This is a genomic window from Acidisoma sp. S159, assembly GCF_009766125.1.
Taxonomy (GTDB): Bacteria; Pseudomonadota; Alphaproteobacteria; order Acetobacterales; family Acetobacteraceae; genus Acidisoma.
Genome location: NZ_LMUG01000059.1, coordinates 768,208 through 793,362, shown reverse-complemented (window position 1 = coordinate 793,362; position 25,155 = coordinate 768,208). Strand labels below are relative to the sequence as shown.

The following is a 25,155-nucleotide window of genomic DNA, read 5'->3' as shown; positions in this document are numbered from 1 at the left end:
TGACCAGTTCCGCAGGTGTCCCGTTATGCTCGGCGCAGGCCGGGCATCCACGCCTTACTTGCTCCACGAAGGCAAGGCGGGATGGCACGGGGTGCCCCGCACGCCTTCGCGTGCCATGACGGTGTGTGCGGCGAGCGGCGGCTTACAAAGCCCCCGTTGCAAACGCATTGTTAGCTGCGCTCAGCACCGCCTTCATCGAGGCCTCGCCGCTATCGACATCGATGCCGACGCCATAAACCGTGCGGCCATCCGGCAGAGCGCATTCGATGTAAGCCGCGGCCTGGGTGCCGGAGCCTTTGCCGATCGCGTGCTCGTCGTAATTGACGATGTCGAGCGCAATGCCGCAGCCTTGCCGCAGCGCATCGGTGAAGCTGGAGAGCGGGCCGTTGCCCGTGCCCTCGATAACCCGCCCCACACCGTTGATCTCGATCCGGCCGACGAAACGCCTGCTGCGGTCCGCCCCGGTGACTGTGTAGTCGACCAGGACGAGCCGGCCATCGCCGTCGAGGTGGTAGGCACGACGGAAGGCGGCGACGATATCGGCGGTCGTCGTTTCCCGTCCGGTGCCATCGGCGATCTCCTGCACGACGCGGCTGAAGGCGATCTGCAGGCGGCGCGGCAGGCGGAGGCCCTGATCCTGCTCCAGGATCCAGGCGACGCCGCCCTTGCCGGACTGGCTGTTGACGCGGATCACCGCCTCGTAGGAGCAGCCGATATCGGCCGGGTCGATCGGCAGATAGGGCACTTCCCAGGTCGGATCGTTCTGCTTCGCGCGAGCGGCGAAGCCCTTCTTGATCGCATCCTGATGCGATCCCGAGAAAGCCGTGAAAACCAAGTCCCCCGCATAGGGATGGCGGGGATGGATCTCGATCTGGTTGCAATGCGCCACCGTCCGCACCACCGAAGGCACGTCCGAGAAGTCGAGCTTCGGATCAACGCCCTGCGTGTAGAGATTGAGCGCCATCGTCACGATATCGACATTCCCGGTCCGCTCGCCATTGCCGAACAGGCAGCCTTCGACGCGATCGGCACCAGCCATCAGGGCCAATTCCGCCGCCGCGATGCCGGTGCCGCGGTCGTTATGCGGATGCACCGAGATAATGGCGCTGTCGCGGCGCGACATGTGGCGGCAAAACCACTCGATCTGGTCGGCATAGACGTTGGGAGTCGCTACCTCCACCGTCGCGGGCAGGTTGAGAATGATGGGGCGATCGGGCGTCGGGCGCCATTCGTCCATCACGCGCTCGCATACCTCGAGGGCAAATTCCGGCTCGGTGAAGCTGAAGGTCTCCGGCGAGTATTCGTAGGTCCAGATGGTGCCCGGCCGCTCCTCCGTCAGCTGGCGGATCAGCCGGGTGCCGGAGACGGCGAGATCGATCGTGCCCTGGCGATCCTGGTTGAAGACCATGCGGCGAAACAGTTCGGACGTCGCGTTGTAGAGGTGGACGATGGCGCGATGCGCGCCGTCCAGGCTGTCGATGGTGCGGCGGATGAGTTCCTCGCGGGACTGGGTCAGCACCTGGATCGCGACATCCTCAGGGATCAGACCCTCGGTGATGAGCATGCGAACAAAGTCGAAATCGGTCTGCGAGGCGGAGGGGAACGCGACCTCGATCTCCTTGAAGCCTGACTTGATCAGCAGATCGAAGAAACGCCGCTTGCGCTCCCCATCCATGGGATCGATTAGCGATTGGTTGCCGTCGCGCAGATCGACGGAACACCAGCGCGGCGCCTGGGTCAGGCGGCGCGACGGCCATTGTCGGTCGGGCAGATCGACGGTGGCGGCGGCGTGGTATTTGGTGGCTGGGGCGCTCAGCATCATGGGGCGCTCTTTCTTTCCGTAACGGTCTCGGGGCTCGGGCGGCTGGCTACGGTCGCGCGCTGGCCGTCAGCGAGCGCGACCGCACCGAAGTCGCGCGAAACGCGCGCCGGAAGGTTTTAGGCTCGGTAGCCGATTGGTGCAGGGAAACATTGAGACTTCGCAAAGATCGGAGGAGAGGAGTGCCGGGCGCCGGATCAGCGCGCGGCAAGGCGCGACCTTCTTTAGAAGGCCGGGGTGGTAAGTCGCCCCAACAGCGCCTTGGCGCTGATATTCCTACGATCGCTCATGTCGTGATCATTGCCCGCGCAGAAGCGGCGCTGCAAGCGAAAGGGCGCGAAAGCGGCATGCGTCCGCCGAATGGCCGTCAGCCGGTCCGCCGCAGCGCCTCGCCCATCCGCGTCAGCGATTGCTCCTCGAAGTCCAGTTCTTCGAGCAGCAAGCGCACCGTCTCGTCATTAAGGCGGCGCGCAGTACGGAGCCTGCGTAGCTCGACCCGCTCGGCACGCACGGCGCGTAGCCGGATCGCCATCTCGGAGCGTTGCTCGGCCAAAGCGCCGTCATGGGCGACATCGTGATCGTCGTGGCTTTGCAGGCGGCGGCCGTAATCCGCGAGCACCATGTCACTGGCGCTTTCATAGGCAAGCAGGGCGTCGCCGGTCCGCCGGGCAAGCGCCTGGGGGCGGAGACGCTGCATTTCCTGGACGGCCGCCTCCGCCATTTCGCGGCGGGCCTGTGCGGCCTGCTCCGCGATCGGGTCGGTTTCCGGCATGTGCATCAAAGGCAGCAGCAGCGGAAGACCGACCGCCGCGATCACGAGCGAGAAGAGGATGACGCCGGCAGCGACCGCGATCAGCACGGCCCGCGCCGGAAATTGGTGGCCGTTCGCGGTGACGAGCGGGAGAGAGAGAATGCCCGCGAGGGTTACGGCACCGCGCACCCCCGCGACAGCGAGGCCCATCATCTCCGGCATCCCCGGATTGGGGAATTTTTTGCGGCGGAGGGAGTAGACCAGCCGGCGTGCCGCGATCGAGACGACGACCCAGACCAACCGCAGCGCATATAACGTCACGGTCACGACCAGGGTCAGCGCCAAAAGATCCCAAGGCGAATAGCCCGCGGACCGCGTAAGCCGGATACCGTCGCGAAAAATCTCCGGAAGCTGCAGCCCGAGCAGCAGGAAGATCACGCCGTTGAAGGCGTATTCGACAACACCCCAGATCGCCGCGGTCCCCAGACGGGTGTGGCTCTTGCCTCCGCCGAAGGGGTTCATGGCATTGCTGGTGAGGCCAGCGCTGACCGCGGCGAGAATGCCAGAGACGCCGATTTCCTCGGAGATGAGATAGGCGACGAAGGGCAGCAGCATGACGAAGGTGACGTAGATCGCCGCCTCATCGATCCGCCGGGTGAGCACGTATTTGTCGAGGAGGGCGAAGCCGTAGCCCAGCGCGGCACCAACGGCGAGGCCGCCCACCGCGATGACGACAAAACTCGCCGCCGCATAGCCGAAGGAGAAGGTGCCCGTCACGACAGCGGCGACGGCGAAACTGAAGGACACCAGGCCAGAGGCGTCGTTGAGCAGCGCCTCGCCTTCCAGAATATGCATGAAGCGGCGCGGGGCGGGCCTTCCGGCAAGGACACCGCTGACGGCAACCGCATCGGTGGGAGAGAGTGCGGCGGCGAGCGCGAAGGCGGCCGCCAGAGGAACAACGGGCAGCACCCAATGCACGACATGACCTAAGCCCACGACCGTGAAGAGAACGAGGCCGACGGAGAGCGCTAGAACCGGCCCGCGCTCCTCCATCAGCTCGCGCTTCGGGATGCGATAGGCGTCGGCGAAGAGCAGCGGCGGGATGAAAAGAAGGAGGAAGACGTCAGGATCAAAATCGACGCGGAGGCCGGCATAGGCTGCCAGAGCGCCAATAGCGACTTGCAGCAGCGGCAAAGGCACGCGCACCACGCCGACCGCCAGATTGCTGAGGGCAGTTACGAAGAGCAGCAGGAGGATGGTGGTGACGAGGTGCATCTAGCGTTTCGCTAGAGCGTGATGATCTAATGCGGAGCCGCGCCCCAGAGATCCGTCATGGCACGCGAAGGCGCGCCATCCACGCCTTGCCTTTGTTTCGCAAGCAAGGCGTGGATGCTCGGCCTTCGCCGAGCATGACGTAGTGGAATGAGCGAGGTTAGACCTAGAGACATCTCGCTGCAGGCTCGTCGTCAGGAGCCTCGGCCTCCGTCCCGTCCATCTCATGCTTGGCGAGAGCCGCGCGTCCGCGCCTCGTCTTCGGCCCCGTCGCGATGTGATTCGATTGGAGGCCCGGTCATCGCCGGCATCACCCATCCCGCGCAGGAAGGTGCCGGAGGCGGATCACCGGCCTAAGCCAGGACCCGCCCCGCGACGGCATCGAGCTTGGCGAGGAGCGCCGGGTCGCGATGCGCCGGGGCGGTGATGAGGCTGTGATTGAGTGCGCGGTCGCAGCCCGAGTGGCAGACATGCCGGTTAAGGTCCAGCGACGGCACCAGCTTGCGGACGAGGTTGCGGGCATTGTCCGCATTGGCGAAGAGCGTGCGGACCACTTCATCCACCGTCACTGCGTCATGGCCTTCGCGCCAGCAGTCATAGTCGGTGACCATGGCGACCGTCGCGTAGCAAAGCTCGGCCTCGCGGGCGAGTTTGGCCTCGGGCATATTGGTCATCCCGATGACGCTGCAGCCCCAGGAGCGATAGAGGGTGCTCTCGGCATAGGTCGAGAATTGCGGCCCTTCCATCGTGATGTAGGTGCCGCCGCGCGTGACCGGCAGGCCGAGTTCACGCGCCGTTTTCTCCAGCGCATCGCCGAGCCGGCCGCAGACGGGTTGCGCCATCGAGACATGGGCGACGCAGCCTCGGCCGAAGAAGCTTTTCTCCCGCGCGAAGGTGCGGTCAATGAACTGGTCCACGATCACGAAATGGCCGGGTGGCAATTCCTCCTTGAGGCTACCGACGGCGGAGAGCGAGATCACATCGGTCGCGCCGGAGCGTTTCAGCGCGTCGATATTGGCGCGGTAGTTGAGGTCGGTCGGCGACAGCGGATGGCCTCGGCCATGGCGCGGCAGGAAGATGCAGCGCAGCCCGTGCAGCCGGCCGAACAGCAGGGAATCGGAGGGATCGCCCCAAGGTGTCTCGACCCGCCGCCACTCCTTCTCCTCGAGATCCGCGATATCATAGAGGCCGGAGCCGCCGATGACGCCGAGCACGGTTTCCACGGTGTCAGTCACGCGGCAGGCCCGTCCAGATGCGGCGCTTCAGGAGGTAGGTCAGCAACGTGAGGAAGGCGAGGAAGAGGATGACCTGGACACCGGTGATGCGCCGCTCCTCCAGCGAGGGGTCGGAGGCCCAGGCTAGGAAGGTCGCGACGTCGTGCGACATCTCGGGCACCGTCGCCTTGGTGCCGTCCGCGAAGGTCATCTGGCCGGCGCGCAATGGGTTTGCCATGGCGATCTGGTTGCCGGGAAAGGCGTCGTTCCAGTTGCGGTTGTTGAACATCGCGGCGCCGGGAGGCGCGTCACCGTAGCCGGTGAGGAGACGGTAAACGTAATCGGCGCCGCCCTGCCGCTGGCGGGTGATCAGCGCCAGATCGACCGGATAGGCACCGTTGGATGCGGCGCGTGCGGCCTGGGGATTAGGCCAGGGGTCATGGAAGAAGTCCGACGCGATGCCGGGCCGCAGCACGGCCAGTCCATTGGAGTCATAGCCGCCGGGAACCATCGCATTCGCGGCAACCGCGGCAGCCTGGTGATCCGAAAGTCCAATGCCCTCAAGATCACCGTAGCGCAGGTGGCTCAACGCGTGGCAGGCGGCGCAGGCCTGCTGATAGACCTGGAAGCCGCGCTGCAGGGAGGCGCGGTCGAAGGTGCCGAGCGGTCCCTCGAAGCTCCAGCGCTGCGGGTCCGCCGCCCTCGCGGTCTGGTTCGCCGCGAGAAGAGACACGCCGCCCAGGGCGAGCACGGCGAAAAGCGTGCGGGAGAAGCGGCGCATCACGAGGTCTCCAGCCCGCGCGTGCCGGGCAGCGTCGTCACGGATGGCCAGGCGCCCGATGCGGGGCCGCCGAGCCTCGGCGAAGCAGGCACCGGCAAGGGTGTCGGGGTTTCGATCGCGCCGATCAGCGGCAGGACGATGAGGAAGAAGACGAAATACAGTAGCGTGAACAGCCGATCGAGCAGCAGCCAACCCGTTGTCGTCGGATGCGCGCCAGCCCAGCCGAGCAGGATGACGAGAACGATGAAGGCCCAAAACGCCGGGCGGAAGATCGGGCGATAGCGGGCACTGCGCGTCGCCGAGGTGTCGAGCCAGGGCAGCGCGAAGAGCACGGCCCAGGCGGCGAGCACCAGCACGAGGGCGATGAAGGAATTCTGCGCGCAGCGGGTGATCGCGTAGAAAGGCAGCAGATACCATTGCGGCACGATGTTGCTTGGAACGACCAAGGGATCGGCGGGCAGGAAGTTCGCCGCATGCTCGAAGGTATAGGGGATGAAGAACACCACCACCGAGCAGAGGATGAGAAACACCAGCACCGCGAGACCGGCGCGCACCGTGTAATAGGGGTGGAAGGGCAGCACATCCTCGGCCGCGACGGCCTCGACACCGTCGCGGTTGCTCGGACCGTTCTCGCGAATGGCGCGGATATGGACATAGACGGCACCGACCACCGCGAAGGCGAAGAGGATGTGGAAGGTGTAGAAATGGGTGAGCGTCGCGGCACCCAGCGTATCGCCGCCGAGGATCCAGCGCACCACGCCATGGCCGACGAAGGGGATGCCCCCCAGCGTCCAGGCCAGCGCCAGCGTGGACCAATAGGACATCTGGCCCCACGGCAGCAGATAGCCGGTATAGGCCGTGATCTGCATCAGGATGAGCGTCACGAGGCCAAGCTGCCAGATGCGCGCGCGCGGCGCCTTGTAGGTTCCGTAGTAGATACCGCGCGCCAGATTCACATAGGCGACGATGAAGAAGATCGAGGCTCCCGCCATGTGCATGAGCCGGATGAGCCAGCCGTAGCTCACGTCGCGCATCAGATACTGGATGGTCGCGAAGGGATCGACGCCGACGACATAGTTCATCGCCAGGAACACGCCCGTCAGCATCATGAGGCTGAGCGAGACCGCGGCCAGGATGCCGAAATGCCAGAGAACCCCCTGGTTGCGTGGCAGGCGGGTCTCGCCATAGGGGAAACTGGCTCCGGGTGGCGTCTCGACAAAGAGGTTGCGCGCCCAGTTGGCGCGCGTCGCGGGAGCGGCGACGGAGCCTTGGGCGGTCTGAGGCTCTTGGGCCATCGTCTCAGTGCTCCCGGTCAGCCGATGGTGATCTTCGTGGCGGACACGAAATCATAAGGTGGCACGCCGAGATTCTGCTTCGCCGGGCCGCTGCGGACACGACCGGAGACGTCATACTCGCTGCCGGTGCAGGGGCAGACCCAGCCGCCCCATTTGCCGCGATTGTCGGAAGGCTGGTTGCCGGTGGCGACACAGCCGTCAGGCCCACAGGTTCCGTAGACGACGATCCACTCGGGGTGGCCGGTCTTGACGCGGGACAGGTCAGACGCGCGATCGCGGAGCTGGAGAATATCGACATTGGCCATGGCGGTGATCTCCGCCGGGCTGCGGTGACGGACCAGGATGGGCTTGCCCTGCCAGATCACGGTGATGCCGGAGCCCACGGGGATCGCCGCGAGATCGACGCTGACCGCGGTTCGCGCCATGAGGTTCTTCGACGGGTCCATGGTGTCGAGGAACGGCCATATCGCCGTGCCGAGACCGACCACGAGCGAGGCGCCAAGTGTCATTTTGAGGAAATCGCGGCGCGGACCCGGATGGTCCTCGTGATGCGCCGCCGCCGCGGCTCCGGTCGCCACCGTTTCGGGAGCAGGTCCAGCCATCCACCACCTCGATCCATGCCGGACGCCGTCCGAAGGCACCACGTCGCCCGCTGCATGCTTCAACAGCAGAGACGGACGCGTGGCAAGTCGTTGACCGGATACTAGAAGCCCGGCCCGATCCCTGGCAACACGCCAGGGCAACACAGAGAGCCCGAACGATGGACGATCCCGCCTCGGAGGCGAGCGAACATGCCGCATTGCGCGAGCCCGTGGCCGAGTGGTTCCGCGATCTGCGCGACCTGATTCGCGCCGAATTCGAGGCGATCGAGGCGGAGCAGACTGGTCCGCTCGCCGATCGCGCCGCCGGGCGATTCGAGGAAAAGCCATGGCAGCGCCCGACCGAAGATGGCAGCGACGGCGGCGGCGGCGTGATGAGCGTGATGCGTGGCCGGGTGTTCGAGAAGGTCGGCGTCAATATCTCGACGGTCTGGGGCGAATTCGGCGAGGAGATGCGCCGGGCGATCCCGGGCGCCGCGGAGGATCCGCGGTTCTGGGCCTCGGGGATCAGCGTGGTGGCCCATCTCCAGAGCCCGCTCGTGCCGGCGGTGCATATGAACACGCGGATGATCTTCACGCGGGAGGGCTGGTTCGCGGGGGGCGCGGATCTGACGCCGATGCGCCTCGAGTCGCCATCGGCGGTTGAGGATGCGGCGGCGTTTCACGAGGCGTTGCGCGGGGCCTGCGAGGGCTACGGGGCGGAACTCTATCCGCGATTCAAGGAGTGGTGCGACCGCTACTTCTATCTGCCGCACCGGAAGGAGCCGCGCGGTGCGGGTGGGATTTTCTACGACCACTATCGCAGCGGCGACGTCCAACGCGATTTCGCCTTCACCCGCGATGTGGGGCTCGCCTTTCTGCGCGGCTATGCGGCGATTGTGCGCCACCGCATGGGGCAAGCCTGGACCGCAGAGGAGCGCGACCACCAGCTTGTCCGCCGGGGGCGCTACGTGGAGTTCAACCTGCTGCACGATCGCGGCACGCTGTTCGGATTGAAGACCGGCGGCAATATCGAGGCGATCCTGATGAGCCTGCCACCCGAGGTTCGATGGCCTTGAGGCGTGGCGTGGCGCGGTCGCCCCTCGTCCCCCCACTTCTCGTTATCCTCGGCGAAGGCCGAGGATCCACGCCTTTGATCGCGGCGTAAAAGGAAGGCGTGGATGGCACGCCTTCGCGTGCCATGACGGGGGTGGGTGCTTCGGCCGATTGGACAAAGACCCGGCAGGCGGCGCCCCTAACGCGGGCGGACCATTTCGAAGAGGCTCAAGACTTCCGTGTAGTCGCCGCGATAGCCGCAGCGGGCGATGGTGTGGGCGGCGGCAGTGTCGAAACGGCCGTTGGTCAGGAAAGTCGGGTCGATGTGCACGCCAACCACCTGGCCGATGACCATCCAATGCGAACCCTCGCGGCCATCGATGTCCCGCAGGCGCTCGATCGAGATGCTGCGGCATTCGAGTGCCGAGGGAGCGGCGGCCACGCGTGGCGGCTTGACGAGCCTGGAGGGCGCGGCGGCGAGGCCCGCGAGCACCATCTCATCGACATCAGGATCAACCACGGCGGAGGTGATGTTCATCGCCTCGGCGAGCGGGCGCACCGTGAGATTGGCGACGAATTCTCCGGTATCCGAGACGTTACGGACGCTGTCCTTCCAGCCCTCGCTGCAAAACATCACCATGGGCGGCCGGTCGCAGACCATGTTGAAGAAGCTGTAGGGCGCGAGATTGACCACGCCCTCGGTGCTCAGCGTGCTGATCCAGCCGATCGGGCGGGGTGCCACGATCGCCTTGAGGGGGTCATGGGGCAGCCGGTGGCCGCTCGCGGGCTCGTAGAAATGGGTGTCTTGCATGACGCCTGGATATCGTGCCCATGGCGGCTTGGCCATGCACGGCGCCGTCACGCATGGGCGAGTGGCGCCGCCTTTTCTTGACATCCGGCCCCCGGCGCGCGTAAGGGCCGCCGGCTGGAGTGCGGCTTGCCCGCGCCTGGCCTCATAAAAAGAAGCCGCTCCAACGAGGGCGCAGCAAAGAGAGATATAGGACTATGTTCGCAGTCATCCGCACGGGCGGAAAGCAGTATCGTGTCGTGCCGAACGCCATCCTGAAGGTCGAGAAGCTCGAGGCCGAGGCTGGCAGCACGATTACCCTCGATGAGGTTCTCGCGATCGGCGAGGAAGGCGGCGCGGTTTCGATCGGCGCTCCGCTGGTCGCCGGCGCCTCGGTTACGGCGACCGTTGTCGCGCAGGACCGGCTCGACAAGATCATCATCTTCAAGAAGCGCCGCCGGCAGAACAGCCGCCGGAAGAACGGCCATCGCCAGCACGTCACCGTGCTGCGCATCGGCGAAATCGTCGCGGCCTAACCGCTTCATACAGGAGACACAGCAATGGCTCACAAAAAGGCCGGCGGCTCGTCCCGTAACGGGCGCGATACCGCGGGACGCCGCCTCGGCGTCAAGAAGTTCGGCGGCGAGAGCGTCGTTGCCGGCAACATCATCATTCGGCAGCGCGGCACCAAGATGAAGCCGGCGGCCAATGTCGGTCTGGGCAAGGACCACACGATCTTCGCTCTGGTGGACGGCCATGTCCGCTTCGAGAAGAAGGCCGAGCGGGTCCATGTCTCGGTCGTGCCGCTGGCCGTCGCCGCCGAATAGCCGCCGCCTCTTCGATTGATTGGAAAGGGGCCGGCACCGCTGGCCCCTTTCCGCGTTTTCGGCCGCCTCTTCCACCCGCGACGCCTTCGCCACCAAGCCCCCAGGGCCTTCCGCCATGAAGTTTCTCGACCAAGCCAAGATCTACCTCCGCTCCGGTGACGGCGGGAACGGCGCGGCCGCTTTCCGGCGGGAGAAATACATCGAGTTCGGCGGCCCGGATGGCGGCAATGGCGGGCGCGGCGGCGATGTCATCTTCGAGGGTGCGCCCGGCCTGAACACCCTTATCGACTTCCGCTATGCCCAGCACTTCAAGGCATCCAAGGGCGGCAACGGAGCGGGCAGTGACCGCACCGGCGCCAATGCCGAAAACCGGATCATCAAGGTTCCCGTCGGCACCGAGATCCTGGCTGAGGACCGCGAGACGCTGCTCGCCGACATCGACACGCTGGGCAAGCGCGTGCTGGTCTGCCGCGGCGGCGACGGCGGCCATGGCAATGCCCATTTCAAGACCAGCACCAATCGCGCGCCCCGCCGCGCCGATCCCGGCTGGCCGGGCGAGGAGCGCTGGGTCTGGCTGCGCCTCAAGCTGATCGCCGATGCGGGGTTGGTCGGGCTGCCCAATGCCGGGAAATCGACGTTCCTCTCGGTGGTCTCCGCCGCGCGGCCGAAGATCGCCGACTATCCCTTTACGACACTCATCCCGCAACTCGGCGTGGTGCGGCCGACGCCTTACGAAGAGTTCGTGCTCGCCGATATCCCCGGCCTCATCGAGGGCGCGCATGAGGGCGTGGGCCTCGGCGATCGCTTCCTCGGTCATGTCGAGCGCTGCGCGGTGCTGATCCACTTGGTCGATGGCGCGGCGGGGGACGTAGTGGCCGCATGGCGCACCGTCCGTGAAGAATTGCGCGCCTATGGCGGCGGTCTCGCCGACAAGCCGGAAGTGCTGGTGATGAACAAGGCCGATGCGATCGAGCCGCGCGCCCTCTCGGCACGACGCGCGGCGCTGGCGAAGGCTTCGGGGCGGCCGGTGCTGGTCGTCTCGGGAATCAGCGGCCAGGGCGTGCCAGAGGCGCTGCGGGCGCTCATGACGATCATCAACGACGGCCGGACCGCGGAACCGGCGAGAACCGCCGCGACCGCCTGATGTCTCCCCTGCCCCGCATCGCCGACGCCCGACGCCTGGTTGTCAAACTCGGCAGCGCGCTGGTGGTGGATCAAGACGGCGCCTCGCCGCGCTCGGCCTGGCTTGCCGAGGTCGCCGCCGATATCGCCGAGCTACGGCGTGGAGGGACCGAGGTCATCATCGTGTCCTCAGGCGCCATCGCCCTCGCCCGGCGCAGCCTTGGGCTCACCCAGGCGCGGCTGCGGCTGGAGGAGAAGCAGGCAGCCGCCGCTGTCGGCCAGATCCGTCTCGCCCAGGCGTGGAGCGAGTGTCTGTCGGCGCAAGACCTTACCGCCGCGCAACTGCTGCTGACGATCGAGGATAGCGAGGACCGGCGGCGCTACCTCAATGCCCGTGCGACTTTGACGACATTGCTCGGCCTCGGCTGCGTGCCGGTGATCAACGAGAACGACACGGTGGCGACGGCGGAGATCCGCTTCGGCGACAATGACCGGCTGGCCGCGCGTGTCGCCGAGATGGTGCAGGCGGATCAGTTGGTGCTGTTCTCCGACATCGACGGCCTCTACACCGCCGATCCACGCCGTGATCCCGCTGCGACGCATATTCCCGTCGTCCAGGGCGTGACCGCCGAGATCGATGTGATGGGGGGCGAGCCGCCACCGGGCTATTCGTCCGGCGGGATGCGGACCAAGCTCGCCGCCGCGCGGATCGCGACCGGGGCGGGCTGCGCCATGGCAATTGCGCTCGGCCATATGCCGCATCCGTTGCGGGCCTTGGCGGAGGGCGCGCGCTGCACCTGGTTCTTGCCGAGTGCCGATGGCCGCTCCGCGCGGAAGCGCTGGATCGCCGGCAGTTTGCAACCCTTGGGCGCCGTCACCGTCGATGCCGGCGCAGCCCGCGCCTTGGTCGGCGGGCGGTCGCTGCTGCCGGCCGGGGTGCGCGCGGTGACCGGCGCCTTCGCGCGGGGCGATGCCCTGCGCGTGCAGGGGCCCGATGGGGCGGAGGTCGCGCGCGGCCTCTCTGCCTATAACAGTGAGGACGCCCGGCGCATCATCGGCCACCGCTCCGAGGAGATTGAAGCGATCCTCGGCTGGCGCGGTCGCGACGAATTGATCCATCGCGACGATCTGGTGCTCGTTTAGCGCGAGACGCTGCCCTCGGTCCGAAACCACTCCTCCGCAAAATCGCCACGAAGCCTCGGCATCACCAAGGCATGGATCAGATGACGAGCATTGCCCCGGCCACGGAGCGCATTCGCCAGGACCGCATCGCCCCTGCTGGCAAGGAGGAAATCGATGCGCTGACCGGTATTCGTGGGGTCGCCGCCTGTCTGGTCATTGCCTACCACGTCTATCCCTCGGAGCAGTTCCCGTGGGGGCTGCATCAACTGGTGGCGCGGGGCTATCTCGCGGTCGATATCTTCTTCGTGCTGAGCGGCTTCGTGATGGCGCTCAATTACGGGCGTATGTTTCATGACGGCCCGACCGTGCGTGGCACGCTGATCTTTCTGATGCGGCGTGTCGCGCGGCTCTATCCGCTCTACATCGTCTTCCTCGCGGCGCGTGTGGCTTATTCTTTCGCCGCCTATGGCAGCATTCAGGTGCCGCACTACTGGTTCGCGATGAATCCGGAGCATCCGGTCAAGGACCTCATCGCCAATTCGCTGATGATCCAATCCTGGGGAATTTCTCGGGCGATCACCAATCCAACCTGGTCGATCAGCACCGAGTGGGGGGCCTATTTTCTCTTTCCCCTGATGCTGGCACCGATTTTGTTTCGCCGCTGGCCCTTGGCGCTAGGCGCGGCGCTGATCGGCGTTGGGCTCGTCCTACTGGCCGGCTTCCTCACGCTGCATGACGGGATGGGCCATAACGGGCGGCTCGACGCTTTCGACGGGCGGACGCTGGTGCCTCTGGTGCGCTGCCTGGGCGGCTTCATCCTCGGACTGGTGACGTATCGGATCTATCGCTGGGCGCCGGTGGCGCAATTCGCAGGCGGTGGTTTGGGCTGGCTGGTGGTCGTGCTGCTGCTGGGCGGAATTCTGCTGCACGTGACCGATCTCGTGCTGTTCCTGCTGTTTCCGCCGCTCGTTCTGTGCCTCGCCTGCGATCGTGGCGCGCTGGGAAGGTTCTTTGCCTGGGGGCCGATCTTCCAGTCGGGCGTGCTCTCCTATGCGATCTACGTGCTGCACAATGTCTGGATCGGGCCGCTGAACTGGGCGCGCATCGTGCTGCCATTGCAGATGCCGCATTGGGTGGCGGAAAGCGTGATCGCCTTCTGCTTCGTCGTCAGCCTGTTCGGCGTCGCGATGGCCGCGCATCGCTGGGTGGAGGTACCGGGACGCCGCGTGGTCCGGCGACTGGGCGACTGGCTGCTCAGGCCACGCGGCGACACCCGTCTCAGTCGTGGATGAAGGTCGCTTCGATCTCGCCGAACTCGATGCCGAACTTCGTTCCCCATGCGCGGTTCATCATGATCTTCGGCGCCACCATCCATTGCCAGTCGTCGAAGTCGAGCGTGTGGTTCGAGCCACTGCTGGCGAGGTCGAAGGTGTAATGCATGCGATAGGCATTGCCTGATTCGCGCCCTCGCGTGACGCCCACGACGTCCGGCGTGCGTCCGATCCATGTGCCGTCGGCATCGCGCGTGTAAGTCCAGTCGCGATCCTGCGTTTTGCCATCCGAAAAGAGATAGTGCTCGTGCAGCCGTAGTGTCTGCCCGTCCCAGACACCGTTTTCATCGGCGGTGAATTGCTTCACGACGTCGCCGCCACGCGAGAAGAAGAAACCGTAGCCTCTCGAATGGCCGTTGTAGAATTGCTCGACATGGAACTGCGGGGTTCGATCAGCGAAGGCGGTAACCGGCTGCCGCGCACAGCCGGCGAGCAGGAGAAGGGCCGAGCCGGTCGCGGCGAGGCGGGTGGCAAAGCGCATGAGGCGTCTCCGTGATTCGGCCAATTAACGACGGAGTGGTCTCGGCGGATGCGGGCCTAGCCGATGACGTGATGACTAAGCCCGGTATTTGGCGGTTGCGCTCGAAGGGCTGGGCCGTGCCAGAGGATGGTGCTCCTCGACGAGCTTCTGCAGCCGTTCTGCCAGGAGATGCGTGTAAATTTGGGTCGTCGCGATATCGGCATGACCGAGCAGCATCTGCAGGCTGCGCAGATCCGCGCCCCGCGCGAGAAGATGGGACGCAAAGGAATGCCGCAGCACGTGCGGCGAGACACGCGCCGGATCAATGCCTGCTTTCAGGACGAGTTGCTTGAGTTGCAGAAAGAAAGCCTGGCGCGTCAACGGCCGAACTCCGTCGCGTCCGGGAAATAGCCAGCGGCCCGGCTTGTTACGCGCCTGGCGCAGTGTCAATGCGGCTTCTCGCGCCGCGTCCGAGAGCGGCACGATGCGCTCTTTGTTTCCTTTGCCGCGCACGAGGAGCATTTCGGCATTCGCCGTTAGGGCGGCGGCGGGCAAAGCGAGCATCTCCGAGATGCGCAGGCCGGTCGCATAGAGGATTTCCAGGCCCGCGCGCATCGCAAGCCCGGGCAGGCCCGGCGCGGCGGCGGCTTCCTCCAGCAGCCGATCGACCTCCGCCTCGGTGAGGTTCTTCGGCAATGACGGATGAAGCCTCGGCGAATCGAGGAGCCGCGCAGGGTCGTCCTTGCGCAGGCCCTCCCGCAGAAGAAATTTGTGGAACTGGCGTATCGACGCGAGGCGCCGCGCCTGGGTACGTGCCGACAGGCCGGCGGCCGTGATGGCGGCGAGGTAGTCGCGTAAAGCCGCCTGATCCGCGCCGCCCAATCCCAGGCCGCGTGCCGCCAGATGCGCCGCCAGATCCTCGAGATCGGCGCGATAGGCGGCGAGCGTGTTGCGCGCGGCGCCGCGCTCGGCGGCCATCATCTCGAGGAAGGCTTCCAGGTGGCGGGTGCCGCTACCGCTCATGGGGGCACGGCTTCCCGTCGCGGCATGAAGGCGAGCGCCGCCAGAAGGCCAAGGGCGCCGCCGATCAGCGTCTCCCAGCCGCGCGACAACAGCAGGCCGATGGAGGAGGCCTGGCCGGTCGCGTAAAGTGTGATGATCAGCGCGAAGGCATAGGCGCCGCAGGCGATGTCGTAGCGCTCGGGCAGCGCCATGGCATAAATCACCATGGCCACGGCGGCCGCGGCGAAGACCAGCACGGGCAGGTCCGTCGCGACCGGCAAAAGGGCGAGACCAAGCGGCACGCCCACCGCTGTTCCCAGGATGCGCCGCCGCACGCGCAGCAGCGTCGAGGCCCGTGAGCCCGCGATGACATAGGTGCAGGCGGTGATGGCCCAGGCGGATTCCTGCAACCTGACCGCATCGCTCAGAAGCACGATCACCAGTGCCGAGGCGGCCCCCTGCAGACCCATCCGAACGGCGACGCTTTGGGGCGTGAGACCGGCGGGGATCGGCTCTTCACGTGCCAGAGCGGGATGTTCGGCGGGTCCGCTGAGCACCCGGGGCACCACCGCCGCGACCATGGCGACGAGTCCGGCGACGGCAACCATCGGCAAGTCATCGAGTTTCACGCCGGCGGTGAAGGCGTAGAGCTGGCCCATGAAGATCTGCGAGCCGATGCCCGCGCCCAGCACGCCGTAGCGGCGCATATAGCCGACGGCGAAGGCACCGATCAGCAACGCTGCCTCGGGACCCGGCAGGTCCGGCCCGGTCAGCAACGACCCCAGGAGTATCATGAGGACGGCACCGACCATGCCGGCCGCGACGAGAACCAGAAGATCCCGCGACGAGTCCGCCCGCTTGATCCGCGCTTCCGAGACGCTCGCCCAGAGGGCTATGCCGGCGGCCAAGACTGGAATGGCGGCGCGGCCATGCAAGCCCGGGGCGAGTCCCGGCAGGGCGCCGAGCATCCAGGCGACGGCATAGGCGCTGACGAGGCGAAGCCCCTTGATGCGGCGATGCGTGCCGGGGTCGACCCGATCCAGCCAGGCCGTCACTGCAGAGAATGAAAAGCCGTGCACCGATCTCACGGCATCATCGTCACTGGGCGCCGACAGCGCTCGTCGGCAAAGTCTGGTGCACGGGGTGCTGGTGAAGCGGGAGGGGAAATAGCCCAAGCGCCAGGAATCCGCCGATGACCACGATCAGCAGGAAGACGATGAGAATCAGAACATATTGGCGCATCCGGGTGGTCTGCCCTCCGAAACCGAGGCTGTGCTACCCTCAGGTGTGACCACACGCAACAGCTCACTGGATCCCGATGAGGCTCCGGCTCCCTCCCCCCACGCGGGCCCCAGCATCGTGCTGGTGGGCCTGATGGGCGCTGGGAAGACCTCCGTTGGCAGGCGACTCGCGACGCGCCTTGGCCTGCCTTTCGTCGATGCCGACCACGAGATCGAGGCAGCGGCCGGTTGCAGCATCGCCGAGATCTTCGAGCGATTCGGGGAACCGGCCTTCCGCGATGTCGAACGCCGGGTGATCCGCCGCCTGCTGGAGGGACCGCCCGTGGTTCTCGCGACCGGCGGGGGCGCCTTCATGGATCCGACGACTCGCGCCGCGATCCGCGACCGGGGGCTGTCCGTCTGGCTGCGGACCCCACTGCCGCTGCTGCTGCGACGGGTGTCCGGGCGGACGCATCGCCCGCTGCTGATGACCGACGACCCCGCCGCCGTGCTGCAACGCCTGATTGACCAGCGCCATCCCATCTATGCCGAGGCCGACCTGATCATGGATTCCCGCGACGAGCCTTTGGACGAAGCCGCCGACCGGCTGCAGGCGACGCTGCATTCCCTGCAGCTCCCGCGCCGCTTGGAAGTCGCTCTGGTGGGCGGCGGTTACGACGTCGTCATCGGCGAGGATTTGCTGTCGCGCGCCGGAGCGCTGCTGACGCCGGTATTGCCGCAGAAGCGGGCGATCGTGGTGACGGATCGCAGCGTCGCGGCGCTGCATCTGCCAGCGCTCGCCGCCGGGTTGGAAGCCGCCGGCTTTGAGTTCTCGACGGTCGAGGTCGAGCCGGGCGAGGCAAGCAAGTCGATCGAGGGCTGGACCCGGCTGACCGAAGCGCTGCTGGATGCGGGCGTGGAGCGGCGCACGGCGATCATCGCGCTCGGCGGCGGCGTGGTGGGGGATCTGGCGGGGTTCGCCGCCGCCTCGACGTTGCGCGGGCTGCCTTTCGTCCAGGTGCCGACGACGCTTCTGTCTCAGGTCGATTCCAGTGTCGGTGGCAAGACGGGCATCAACACGCCGCAGGGCAAGAACCTGGTCGGCGCCTTCCACCAGCCGCGCCTGGTCATCGCCGATACCGATGTTTTGGCTACGCTGCCGCCACGCGAGCTGCGCGCGGGCTATGCGGAGATCGTCAAGGCCGGGCTGATCGCCGATGCCGAGCTTTACGATTGGTGCGAGGTGCACGGCGCAGCGGTCGTTTTGGGCGACCGCGCGGCTCAGGCGGAGGCGATCTGGCGGGCCTGCGCCTTCAAGGCGCGCGTGGTGGGGGATGACGAGCGCGAGGAGCGACCCAATGACGGGCGCGCATTGCTCAACCTCGGACATACCTTCGGCCATGCGCTTGAGGCCGAGAGCGGCTATGGCGGCGGGCTGTTGCATGGCGAAGCGGTGGCCGTGGGGCTGGGGCTGGCCTTCGCGTTATCCGCGCGCCTGGGGATTTGCGCGCCGGAGGACGGGGCGAGGCTGCGGCGACATCTTCAGGCGGTCGGGCTGCCAGCCTCGATCCGCGATCTCGGGCGGGAGTTCTCCGCCACGCGGCTGATCGCGCATATGCGGAAGGACAAGAAGATGCGGGACGGCGCGCTGCATTTCGTGCTCGTCCGCGGCATCGGGCAGGCGTTCACATCGAAGGACGTGCCGCCCGAGGCGGTCGCGGCGGTGTTGCGCGAGGATGGCTGCGCGGAATAGCGGACGCGTGGCTGTAGCCGCTCTCTTTGGTGATTCGTAACGATCAGCGTGTATCGGCGGCGAATGATCATTTCGCGCGCGTGGCTGAGTCCTGTACTGGCGTTTCTCCTGGCCCTCGCCCCTCACGTTGCGAGCGCCGGCAGTGCACCCGTGCATCGGCGCGTCGTGGTGGATTTGTCGCAGCCGCCTTGGCGAGCAGTCGGGCGTGTGCAGACGGAGCTTGGCGCGCGCTGCACTGGCTTTCTGCTCGCGCCACGCCTGGTGGTGACGGCGGCGCATTGCCTCTACCGCCGCAGCACCGGACGCTTCGTGCAGCCGAGTTCCGTGCATTTCCTCTGGCGCTATGCCGCCGGTGCCTATGCGGATCATGCGCGCGTCGTGAGTTTCGTGGTCGAGCCGGGCTACGATCCGGCGGCGGAGGATCGAAGCCTCGGCGTCGATCGCGTGTTTCTCACGCTCGATCATGCGGTCGGCCCGGCCGGGGATATGGCAGGCCTTTCGCACGTGTCACCGAGACCTGGAGTGCCGCTTCTGCTCGGCGGCTACAACCGTGATCGGGCGGAAGTCGCCGAGGCCGATCCTGATTGTCGTCTGATTGGTTTCGGCGTGGATGCCGGCGGCCACCGGCTGCTGCTGCATGATTGCCTCGGCCTACAGGGCACCAGCGGGGCACCGCTTTTCGCGCGGCAGCCGGATGGTCATTGGGCAGTGGTCGGGCTGGAGGTAGCGATCATAGGCCCGGGTGGACGCACTGGAATCGCGGAACCCCTTGACGCAGAAGCGATGGGTACGGGGCGTTGATCTCCGACAAGCGACGCTTTCCTTCATCACAACACTAGGCCCGCTTTTCCGGAATTTTGTCTCGCCGTTTACGGGGCAATCCGACCCTTGATTGGCAGCCTGCGTCAATCAGGCTTGGGACCGGCTTGTGTCCCCGCGAGCGGGGATTTTCGCCTCTCTCGCAAATGACCGAGGCGCTGTAGAACGACGGCCGGCGCACAGTCGGCTTATCCGCGAATCTAAAGGATTGTACAAAGGAGTGCTGCGTAGAGGACAGCCGCTACCTCAATCGGCTTTCCGTCGCCTGCCATCGCATCACCTGCGACAGGTGGCGCTCAGTCTGCGACAGCAACAGAATTAGGAAAACGAACATGTCTGGCGTCAGCTTCAACAATCCCTACAGTTCCTACGTGAATCAGCAAACGCCTGCGGGTCCGAACGATTTCTACTTTACGCTCGCCAGATACGCCCTGGACAACCGGCGACCCAAACTCTGGTGTGGACCGGAGCCACGTTCGTGACCGGCAATGTCATCAGAGGTGCATTGCAGGACGTGCGATATTTTTGGGACCAGCTGGATCGTCTCCAAGCTTATATGCATGGCGGGAATCCCGTTTTGCCACCTGGCTAGCCAGAGGGCCGTTGGCCCTAGCTCTCTGCCATTCCGGTCCGCCGATCCACCAATGACCGCGACGGGTTAGTCGCATCTGTTCAAATCGCCCGGCCCTTCCATACTGGACTGGGCTGGGTAGATGAAGGCTTCCTGATCCGCCAGCTTCAGCGCAGGATCGGACCCATGGAACGCTTTTCCGGCCTCTCGCTGCTCCGTCACGCCTTTGGCGGCCATCAGGGGTGGAAGCCCTTCTGGCGGGAGCCCGCGCCGAAAGCCGCCTATGACGCGGTGATCGTCGGTGGCGGCGGGCATGGGATCGGCGCCGCCTACTACCTCGCCAAGGAGCACGGGCTGCGGAATATCGCGGTCCTGGAAAAGGGATGGCTCGGCGGCGGCAATACGGGACGCAATACCACCATCATCCGCTCGAACTACCTCTTCCCCGAGAGCGCGGCGCTCTACAACCACGCGCTGAAGCTATGGGAGACGCTGTCGGAAACCCTCAACTACAACACGATGTATTCGCCGCGTGGCGTGCTGATGCTGGCGCATACGGTGCACGACGTGCAGGTGTTCAGGCGGCATGTTCATGCGAACCGCGCGGCCGGGGTCGATAACGAGTGGCTTGATGCGGCGCAGTGCAAGGCTTTCTGCCCACCGCTGAACATCAGCGACAATATCCGCTACCCCGTCGTCGGCGGCGCTTTGCAGCGGCGGGGCGGCACGGCGCGTCATGATGCGGTGGTCTGGGGCTATGCCCGCGCCGCCGATGCGATGGGCGTCGATATCATCCAGAACTGCGGCGTGACCGGAATTCGCCGCAACGCGGCCGGAGCGGTCGAGGGTGTCGAGACCGAGCGCGGGTTCATCGCGACGCCGAAGGTGGGTGTTTCGGCGGCGGGCAATACCAGCGTGGTGATGGCGATGGCCGGGCTGCGCATGCCGCTGGAAAGCTACCCTTTGCAGGCCTTGGTGTCGGAGCCGGTGAAGCCGGATTTCCCCTGTGTCGTCATGTCCAATACGGTCCACGCCTATATCAGCCAGTCCGACAAGGGCGAGATGGTGATCGGCGCCGGAACGGACGCCTATACGAGCTATACGCAGCGCGGCGCGATGCATATCGCCAGTCACACGCTGGATGCGATCTGCGAGCTATTCCCCGCTTATCGCAGACTTCGCATGCTGCGGAGCTGGGGGGGCATCGTGGATACGACGCCTGATCGCTCGCCGATCATCGGCAAGACGCCGGTGCCGGGGCTCTACGTCAATTGCGGCTGGGGCACGGGCGGTTTCAAGGCGACGCCGGGTTCCGCTCATGTCTTCGCGCATACCATCGCGCGGGACGAGCCGCATCCGATCAACGCGCCCTTCAGCCTCGAACGCTTCCGCACCGGCCGCTTCATCGACGAAGCCGCCGCGGCGGCGGTGGCGCATTAGGAGCCGGGACCGATGCTTCTCATTCCCTGCCCCTATTGCGGCGAGCGCCCGGAATTGGAATTCCGCTATGGCGGACAGGCGCATATCGCGCGGCCCGAGAACCCCGCCGCATTGAGCGAGGAGGATTGGGCTGGATTCCTCTATATGCGCGACAATGAGAAGGGCGTGCATGCCGAGCGCTGGCGCCACGTCCATGGCTGCGCGCGCTTCTTCAATGTCGTGCGGGACACCACAACGGATCGCATCCTAGGCAGCTACAAAGCCGGTGAAACGCGGCCGGAGACTCTGCGATGAGCGACGCTTTCCGCACCGCGAGCGGCGGCCGCATCGATCGCGCGCGGCGTCTCGCTTTCACCTTCGATGGCCGCGCCCTTACGGGCTTCGCCGGCGATACCCTGGCTTCCGCGCTGATCGCGAATGGCGTTCACCTGGTCGGCCGCTCCTTCAAATATCATCGCCCGCGCGGCATCATGTCGGCCGGATCGGATGAGCCGAATGCGCTCGTCACCGTCATCCGGGACCGCGCGCGCCAAGCACCGAATCTGCGGGCGACGCAGGTCGAAATCTATGAGGGTCTGACAGCGATCAGCCAAAACCGCTGGCCGAGCCTCGATTTCGATATCGGCGGCATCAACGACCGTGTTTCCCCGCTTCTGCCGGCGGGCTTCTACTACAAGACCTTCATGTGGCCGCGTGGCTTCTGGGAGAAGGTCTACGAGCCGCGTATCCGCGCCGCCGCCGGTCTCGGCCGCGTGCCGGAGGGTCCCGACCCCGATCGCTATTTGCAGCGCAACGCGCATTGCGAGGTGCTGGTGATCGGCTCCGGTCCCGCCGGACTCGCCGCAGCCCTTGCCGCCGCCGAGAGTGGCGGGCGCGTCATCCTGTGCGACGAGCAGAACGAAATGGGCGGCTCGCTGATCGCCGACCACACCTCCAGCATCGCCGGCAAGCCAGCGGCCGTTTGGGTAGCCGAGACACTCGCACAACTCACCGCCATGCCGCGCGTCACGCTGCTGCCGCGCACCACGGCTTTCGGCTATTACCCGCACAATCATCTAGGCCTGGTCGAGCGTGTGACGGACCATCTCGCGACGCCTGATCCGGGCCAGCCGCGCGAAAGACTGTGGCAGGTGCGGGCAAAGGAGGTTGTGCTCGCCTCAGGCGCGATCGAGCGGCCACTGACTTTCCCCGACAATGACCGCCCCGGCATCATGCTCGCCGATGCCGCGCATGCCTATGTCACGCGCTATGGCGCGATACCGGGTGGCCGCGCCGTGCTGGCGACGGCGAATGACAGTGGCTACCGCGCGGCGCTCGCGCTGCACGAAGCGGGCGTCGAAATCGCCGCCGTCGCTGATTTGCGCCAAGCGCCGAGTGGCGATTGGCTGGATGCGGCGCGTCGGGCCGGGCTGCTGGTCGAGACCGGCGCCACGGTTACGGGCACGACGGGGCGAATGCGGCTTGCGTCCGTTTCGCTGGCGAGGGTCGATGGCGAGGGCGGCGTCGGGGGCACGCGCGAGATTGGCTGCGACCTGCTGCTGATGGCGGGCGGCTGGACGCCCTCGGTGCATCTCTTCTCGCAGTCCCTCGGCAAGCTTCGCTTCGACGAGACGTTGCAGGCCTATGTTCCCGGCGCGGCGCCGCAGCGGATACGAGTCGCGGGAGCCGCCGCCGGCATCTACGACCTTGGGAGCGCGCTAGACAGCGGTTTCAGCGCCGGCGCGGCAGCGGCTGGCGGTGACGGGAAGCGCAACTTTGTGGTTGTGGCAGCCGCCGCGGATACCGGCAGCGTGCTCGGCAGCCTGCCGCATGACCGTGATCCGACAAAAGTCCGGGCCTTCGTCGATTTCCAGAACGACAGCACGGCCAAGGATCTGAAACTTGCGGTGCGGGAAGGCTTCCGCTCGGTCGAGCATGTAAAGCGCTATACGACTACGGGCATGGCGACGGACCAGGGCAAGACGAGCAATATGCCCATGCTCGGCATCCTGTCCGAGGCGCAGGGCAAGACCATCCCAGAGGTCGGCTTCACCACCTTCCGCCCGCCCTATACGCCGACGACCTTCGGCAATTTCGCAGGTACCGCACGTGGCGAGCAGTTCGATCCCGTGCGCCGCACGCCGACCCACGCCTGGGCGGTCTCGCAAGGCGCCGTCTTCGAGGATGTCGGCCTGTGGAAGCGCGCGCGCTATTTCCCGCAACGCGGCGAGGACATGCATGCGGCGGTGCTGCGCGAATGCCGCGCGGTTCGTGCGGGCGTCGGCATCTTCGACGGCTCGACCCTCGGCAAGATCGAGGTGGTAGGGCCGGATGCCGCCGAGTTCATGAACAGGATGTACGTCAATCCCTGGACGAAGCTCGGCACGGGGCGTTGCCGCTACGGAATCATGCTTCGCGAGGACGGCTTCGTGATGGATGACGGTGTTGTCGGCCGCCTCGCGCCGGACCGCTTCCACGTCACCACCACGACCGGCGGCGCAGCGGCCGTGCTCAACATGATGGAGGACTATCTGCAGACGGAGTGGCCCGATCTCCGCGTCTGGCTGACCTCCGCCACCGAGCAATGGGCGGTGATCGCCGTCCAGGGACCCGCCGCGCGCGCGGTTCTGGAGCCGCTGGTCGAGGGCATCGATCTATCGGCAGTGGCGCTGCCTCACATGGCACTGGCCGAGGGCACGATCTGCGGCGTTCCGACGCGGCTGTTTCGGGTGAGCTTCACCGGCGAGCTGGGCTTCGAGATCAACGTGCCCTCGGATTACGGCCAAGCCGTTTGGGAAGCGGTCTACGCGGCGGGCATACCGCATGGTATCACCCCTTACGGTACCGAATCGATGCATGTGCTGCGGGCCGAGAAGGGCTTCATCATCGTGGGTCAGGAGACGGATGGCACGGTGACACCCGATGACGCGGGCCTCACCTGGGCCGTCGGCAAGGCCAAGCCGGATTTCGTGGGCAAGCGGTCACTCAGCCGCTCCGGGATGATGGATGCGAACCGGAAGCAGCTGGTGGGACTGATGAGCGCCGATAACGTGACGGTGCTGGAGGAAGGCGTGCAGATCGTCGCCGATCCAAATCAGCCGGTGCCGATGAGCGTGCTGGGGCACGTCACCTCCTCCTATCTCAGCCCAAGTTTGGGCCATCCCATCGCGCTGGCGCTGCTCGCGGGCGGCAGGGCGCGGCATGGCGAGACGCTGCATGTGCCGATGCCGGGCGGCCGGTCGATCGCCGTGCAAGTGGTGCCGCCCGTTTTCTATGATCCGGAGGGAACACGGCTCAATGGTTGAACGTCCCGCCCGGCTGCCTGCCCTGCCCGCCTCGGTGATCGGCGCCGACGGGGTGACGCTCAGCCCCGCGCCCGACGGCGCGCGCTTCGTCTTTCGTGGGCCGGAGGGCGCGGCTCAGGCGGCGGATGAGGCTTGGGGTACGCCGCTTTCGCGTGTCGCCTGCCGCGCGACGATGGCGATGGGCCGGGCGGCGCTGTGGCTCGGTCCCGACGAATGGCTGCTGCTGGCGCCGGGCGAGGAGCCGGAGACGGTGGCGGCACAGCTCGCGGCTCGGCTGCCGGGGATCGGGCATGCGCTGGTGGATGTGTCGCATCGCCAGACGGCTCTGATCCTCTCGGGGGTGCTGGCCGAGACGGTGTTGGCGGGAGGCAACCCGCTCGATCTCGATATCGGTGCGTTCCCGGTGGGGATGTGCACGCGAACCTTGCTCGGCAAGAGCGAGATCGTGTTGTGGCGAACGGGGCGGGAGACGTTTCACATCGAGGTCTGGCGATCCTTCGCGCCGTACGTGTGTGAGTTCTTGCGCGAACACATGCGTGAATTCGGTGGCTGAGAAACGTCGCAACCCTCTTCACCCCACCCTGCAAGGGAGGGGCCGGGGGTGGGTTCTCGCGCGTGCCGAACCTCCCTTTCTGAAACCCTATATCAAAC

Annotated in this window: 23 protein-coding genes; 12 read left to right on the top strand and 11 right to left on the bottom strand. The window is 66.2% G+C overall.

Annotation, left to right across the window (positions count from 1 at the left end):
• Positions 1 to 142: 142 nt before the first annotated feature.
• From leuA to petA, 6 genes are all read right to left on the bottom strand, one after another.
• Complete coding sequence (gene leuA / locus GSQ92_RS20460; RefSeq protein ID WP_158804847.1) at positions 143 to 1,819, bottom strand: 2-isopropylmalate synthase; 1,677 nt, start codon at positions 1,817 to 1,819, stop codon at positions 143 to 145.
• A gap of 367 nt (positions 1,820 to 2,186) precedes the next feature.
• Positions 2,187 to 3,845, bottom strand: a complete 1,659-nt coding sequence (locus tag GSQ92_RS20455) for a Na+/H+ antiporter (protein WP_158804477.1) — start codon at positions 3,843 to 3,845, stop codon at positions 2,187 to 2,189.
• A gap of 350 nt (positions 3,846 to 4,195) precedes the next feature.
• Positions 4,196 to 5,077 carry an S-methyl-5'-thioadenosine phosphorylase gene (locus GSQ92_RS20450; protein WP_158804478.1) on the bottom strand — a complete coding sequence of 294 codons (882 nt, stop codon included), beginning with the start codon at positions 5,075 to 5,077 and terminating at the stop codon, positions 4,196 to 4,198.
• On the bottom strand, positions 5,070 to 5,837 hold the full coding sequence (locus GSQ92_RS20445; protein WP_158804479.1) for a cytochrome c1: 768 nt from the start codon (positions 5,835 to 5,837) through the stop codon (positions 5,070 to 5,072). The genes GSQ92_RS20450 and GSQ92_RS20445 overlap by 8 nt, the downstream gene beginning before the upstream one ends.
• Entirely contained in the window at positions 5,837 to 7,132 is a 1,296-nt protein-coding gene (locus GSQ92_RS20440) for a cytochrome b N-terminal domain-containing protein (RefSeq protein ID WP_158804480.1), read from the bottom strand. Before GSQ92_RS20440 ends, GSQ92_RS20445 begins: the two co-directional genes overlap by 1 nt.
• 17 nt (positions 7,133 to 7,149) lie before the next feature.
• On the bottom strand, positions 7,150 to 7,734 hold the full coding sequence (gene petA, locus GSQ92_RS20435; protein WP_158804481.1) for a ubiquinol-cytochrome c reductase iron-sulfur subunit: 585 nt from the start codon (positions 7,732 to 7,734) through the stop codon (positions 7,150 to 7,152).
• Positions 7,735 to 7,892: 158 nt separating this feature from the next.
• Here petA and hemF point away from each other — a divergent pair, with 158 nt between their 5' ends.
• Entirely contained in the window at positions 7,893 to 8,789 is an 897-nt protein-coding gene (gene hemF / locus GSQ92_RS20430) for an oxygen-dependent coproporphyrinogen oxidase (RefSeq protein WP_158804482.1), read from the top strand.
• Positions 8,790 to 8,965: 176 nt separating this feature from the next.
• Here hemF and GSQ92_RS20425 read toward each other — a convergent pair whose 3' ends face one another.
• Positions 8,966 to 9,613 carry a flavin reductase family protein gene (locus GSQ92_RS20425; RefSeq protein ID WP_254065791.1) on the bottom strand — a complete coding sequence of 216 codons (648 nt, stop codon included), beginning with the start codon at positions 9,611 to 9,613 and terminating at the stop codon, positions 8,966 to 8,968.
• A 158-nt stretch (positions 9,614 to 9,771) separates the two neighbouring features.
• On the opposite strand from GSQ92_RS20425, the gene rplU reads away from it, so the two are divergent.
• From rplU to GSQ92_RS20400, 5 genes are all read left to right on the top strand, one after another.
• Positions 9,772 to 10,089, top strand: coding sequence for a 50S ribosomal protein L21 (gene rplU, locus GSQ92_RS20420; protein ID WP_158804483.1), 318 nt, complete (start codon positions 9,772 to 9,774; stop codon positions 10,087 to 10,089).
• Between the two features lie 24 nt (positions 10,090 to 10,113).
• On the top strand, positions 10,114 to 10,380 hold the full coding sequence (rpmA, locus tag GSQ92_RS20415; RefSeq protein WP_158804484.1) for a 50S ribosomal protein L27: 267 nt from the start codon (positions 10,114 to 10,116) through the stop codon (positions 10,378 to 10,380).
• 115 nt (positions 10,381 to 10,495) lie between these two features.
• Positions 10,496 to 11,524, top strand: coding sequence for a GTPase ObgE (gene obgE / locus GSQ92_RS20410; protein WP_158804485.1), 1,029 nt, complete (start codon positions 10,496 to 10,498; stop codon positions 11,522 to 11,524).
• Positions 11,524 to 12,645: a glutamate 5-kinase gene (proB, locus tag GSQ92_RS20405; RefSeq protein ID WP_158804486.1), complete on the top strand. Its 1,122-nt coding sequence runs from the start codon at positions 11,524 to 11,526 to the stop codon at positions 12,643 to 12,645. The genes obgE and proB overlap by 1 nt, the downstream gene beginning before the upstream one ends.
• 80 nt (positions 12,646 to 12,725) lie before the next feature.
• Positions 12,726 to 13,916: an acyltransferase gene (locus GSQ92_RS20400; protein WP_158804487.1), complete on the top strand. Its 1,191-nt coding sequence runs from the start codon at positions 12,726 to 12,728 to the stop codon at positions 13,914 to 13,916.
• Here the strand turns inward: GSQ92_RS20400 and GSQ92_RS20395 are convergent.
• From GSQ92_RS20395 to GSQ92_RS20380, 4 genes are all read right to left on the bottom strand, one after another.
• Positions 13,903 to 14,436: a DUF3833 family protein gene (locus GSQ92_RS20395; protein WP_158804488.1), complete on the bottom strand. Its 534-nt coding sequence runs from the start codon at positions 14,434 to 14,436 to the stop codon at positions 13,903 to 13,905. The genes GSQ92_RS20400 and GSQ92_RS20395 overlap by 14 nt on opposite strands.
• 75 nt (positions 14,437 to 14,511) lie before the next feature.
• Entirely contained in the window at positions 14,512 to 15,438 is a 927-nt protein-coding gene (locus GSQ92_RS20390; protein ID WP_158804489.1) for a site-specific tyrosine recombinase XerD, read from the bottom strand.
• Positions 15,435 to 16,505 (bottom strand): FUSC family protein, encoded by a 1,071-nt coding sequence (locus tag GSQ92_RS20385; RefSeq protein WP_158804490.1) that lies wholly within the window; start codon positions 16,503 to 16,505, stop codon positions 15,435 to 15,437. Before GSQ92_RS20385 ends, GSQ92_RS20390 begins: the two co-directional genes overlap by 4 nt.
• A 10-nt stretch (positions 16,506 to 16,515) precedes the next feature.
• Complete coding sequence (locus tag GSQ92_RS20380) at positions 16,516 to 16,659, bottom strand: hypothetical protein (RefSeq protein ID WP_158804491.1); 144 nt, start codon at positions 16,657 to 16,659, stop codon at positions 16,516 to 16,518.
• A gap of 45 nt (positions 16,660 to 16,704) precedes the next feature.
• Here GSQ92_RS20380 and aroB point away from each other — a divergent pair, with 45 nt between their 5' ends.
• The 6 genes from aroB to GSQ92_RS20350 all read left to right on the top strand — a co-directional run bounded on the left by aroB (position 16,705) and on the right by GSQ92_RS20350 (position 25,057).
• Complete coding sequence (gene aroB, locus GSQ92_RS20375; RefSeq protein ID WP_371418046.1) at positions 16,705 to 18,390, top strand: 3-dehydroquinate synthase; 1,686 nt, start codon at positions 16,705 to 16,707, stop codon at positions 18,388 to 18,390.
• 63 nt (positions 18,391 to 18,453) lie between these two features.
• Positions 18,454 to 19,191, top strand: a complete 738-nt coding sequence (locus GSQ92_RS20370) for a serine protease (protein WP_158804492.1) — start codon at positions 18,454 to 18,456, stop codon at positions 19,189 to 19,191.
• A gap of 775 nt (positions 19,192 to 19,966) precedes the next feature.
• The gene (locus GSQ92_RS20365) at positions 19,967 to 21,220 is read left to right on the top strand and encodes a sarcosine oxidase subunit beta family protein (RefSeq protein WP_158804493.1); all 1,254 of its coding nucleotides are present in this window, start codon (positions 19,967 to 19,969) and stop codon (positions 21,218 to 21,220) included.
• Between the two features lie 12 nt (positions 21,221 to 21,232).
• The gene (locus GSQ92_RS20360) at positions 21,233 to 21,514 is read left to right on the top strand and encodes a sarcosine oxidase subunit delta (RefSeq protein ID WP_158804494.1); all 282 of its coding nucleotides are present in this window, start codon (positions 21,233 to 21,235) and stop codon (positions 21,512 to 21,514) included.
• Positions 21,511 to 24,504 (top strand): sarcosine oxidase subunit alpha family protein, encoded by a 2,994-nt coding sequence (locus GSQ92_RS20355; RefSeq protein ID WP_158804495.1) that lies wholly within the window; start codon positions 21,511 to 21,513, stop codon positions 24,502 to 24,504. The genes GSQ92_RS20360 and GSQ92_RS20355 overlap by 4 nt, the downstream gene beginning before the upstream one ends.
• Entirely contained in the window at positions 24,497 to 25,057 is a 561-nt protein-coding gene (locus GSQ92_RS20350; RefSeq protein WP_174246692.1) for a sarcosine oxidase subunit gamma, read from the top strand. The genes GSQ92_RS20355 and GSQ92_RS20350 overlap by 8 nt, the downstream gene beginning before the upstream one ends.
• Positions 25,058 to 25,155 lie beyond the last annotated feature (98 nt).

Excerpts from the sequence above, each read along its gene's own strand:
- leuA (WP_158804847.1), bottom strand. The coding sequence starts at position 1,819 with ATGCTGAGCGCCCCAGCCACCAAATACCACGCCGCCGCCACCGTCGAT.
- GSQ92_RS20455 (WP_158804477.1), bottom strand. The coding sequence starts at position 3,845 with ATGCACCTCGTCACCACCATCCTCCTGCTGCTCTTCGTAACTGCCCTC.
- GSQ92_RS20445 (WP_158804479.1), bottom strand. The coding sequence starts at position 5,837 with ATGCGCCGCTTCTCCCGCACGCTTTTCGCCGTGCTCGCCCTGGGCGGC.
- GSQ92_RS20440 (WP_158804480.1), bottom strand. The coding sequence starts at position 7,132 with ATGGCCCAAGAGCCTCAGACCGCCCAAGGCTCCGTCGCCGCTCCCGCG.
- petA (WP_158804481.1), bottom strand. The coding sequence starts at position 7,734 with ATGGCTGGACCTGCTCCCGAAACGGTGGCGACCGGAGCCGCGGCGGCG.
- hemF (WP_158804482.1), top strand. The coding sequence starts at position 7,893 with ATGGACGATCCCGCCTCGGAGGCGAGCGAACATGCCGCATTGCGCGAG.
- GSQ92_RS20425 (WP_254065791.1), bottom strand. The coding sequence starts at position 9,613 with ATGGCCAAGCCGCCATGGGCACGATATCCAGGCGTCATGCAAGACACC.
- rplU (WP_158804483.1), top strand. The coding sequence starts at position 9,772 with ATGTTCGCAGTCATCCGCACGGGCGGAAAGCAGTATCGTGTCGTGCCG.
- rpmA (WP_158804484.1), top strand. The coding sequence starts at position 10,114 with ATGGCTCACAAAAAGGCCGGCGGCTCGTCCCGTAACGGGCGCGATACC.
- obgE (WP_158804485.1), top strand. The coding sequence starts at position 10,496 with ATGAAGTTTCTCGACCAAGCCAAGATCTACCTCCGCTCCGGTGACGGC.
- proB (WP_158804486.1), top strand. The coding sequence starts at position 11,524 with ATGTCTCCCCTGCCCCGCATCGCCGACGCCCGACGCCTGGTTGTCAAA.
- GSQ92_RS20400 (WP_158804487.1), top strand. The coding sequence starts at position 12,726 with ATGACGAGCATTGCCCCGGCCACGGAGCGCATTCGCCAGGACCGCATC.
- GSQ92_RS20395 (WP_158804488.1), bottom strand. The coding sequence starts at position 14,436 with ATGCGCTTTGCCACCCGCCTCGCCGCGACCGGCTCGGCCCTTCTCCTG.
- GSQ92_RS20390 (WP_158804489.1), bottom strand. The coding sequence starts at position 15,438 with ATGAGCGGTAGCGGCACCCGCCACCTGGAAGCCTTCCTCGAGATGATG.
- GSQ92_RS20380 (WP_158804491.1), bottom strand. The coding sequence starts at position 16,659 with ATGCGCCAATATGTTCTGATTCTCATCGTCTTCCTGCTGATCGTGGTC.
- GSQ92_RS20370 (WP_158804492.1), top strand. The coding sequence starts at position 18,454 with ATGATCATTTCGCGCGCGTGGCTGAGTCCTGTACTGGCGTTTCTCCTG.
- GSQ92_RS20365 (WP_158804493.1), top strand. The coding sequence starts at position 19,967 with ATGGAACGCTTTTCCGGCCTCTCGCTGCTCCGTCACGCCTTTGGCGGC.
- GSQ92_RS20360 (WP_158804494.1), top strand. The coding sequence starts at position 21,233 with ATGCTTCTCATTCCCTGCCCCTATTGCGGCGAGCGCCCGGAATTGGAA.
- GSQ92_RS20355 (WP_158804495.1), top strand. The coding sequence starts at position 21,511 with ATGAGCGACGCTTTCCGCACCGCGAGCGGCGGCCGCATCGATCGCGCG.
- GSQ92_RS20350 (WP_174246692.1), top strand. The coding sequence starts at position 24,497 with ATGGTTGAACGTCCCGCCCGGCTGCCTGCCCTGCCCGCCTCGGTGATC.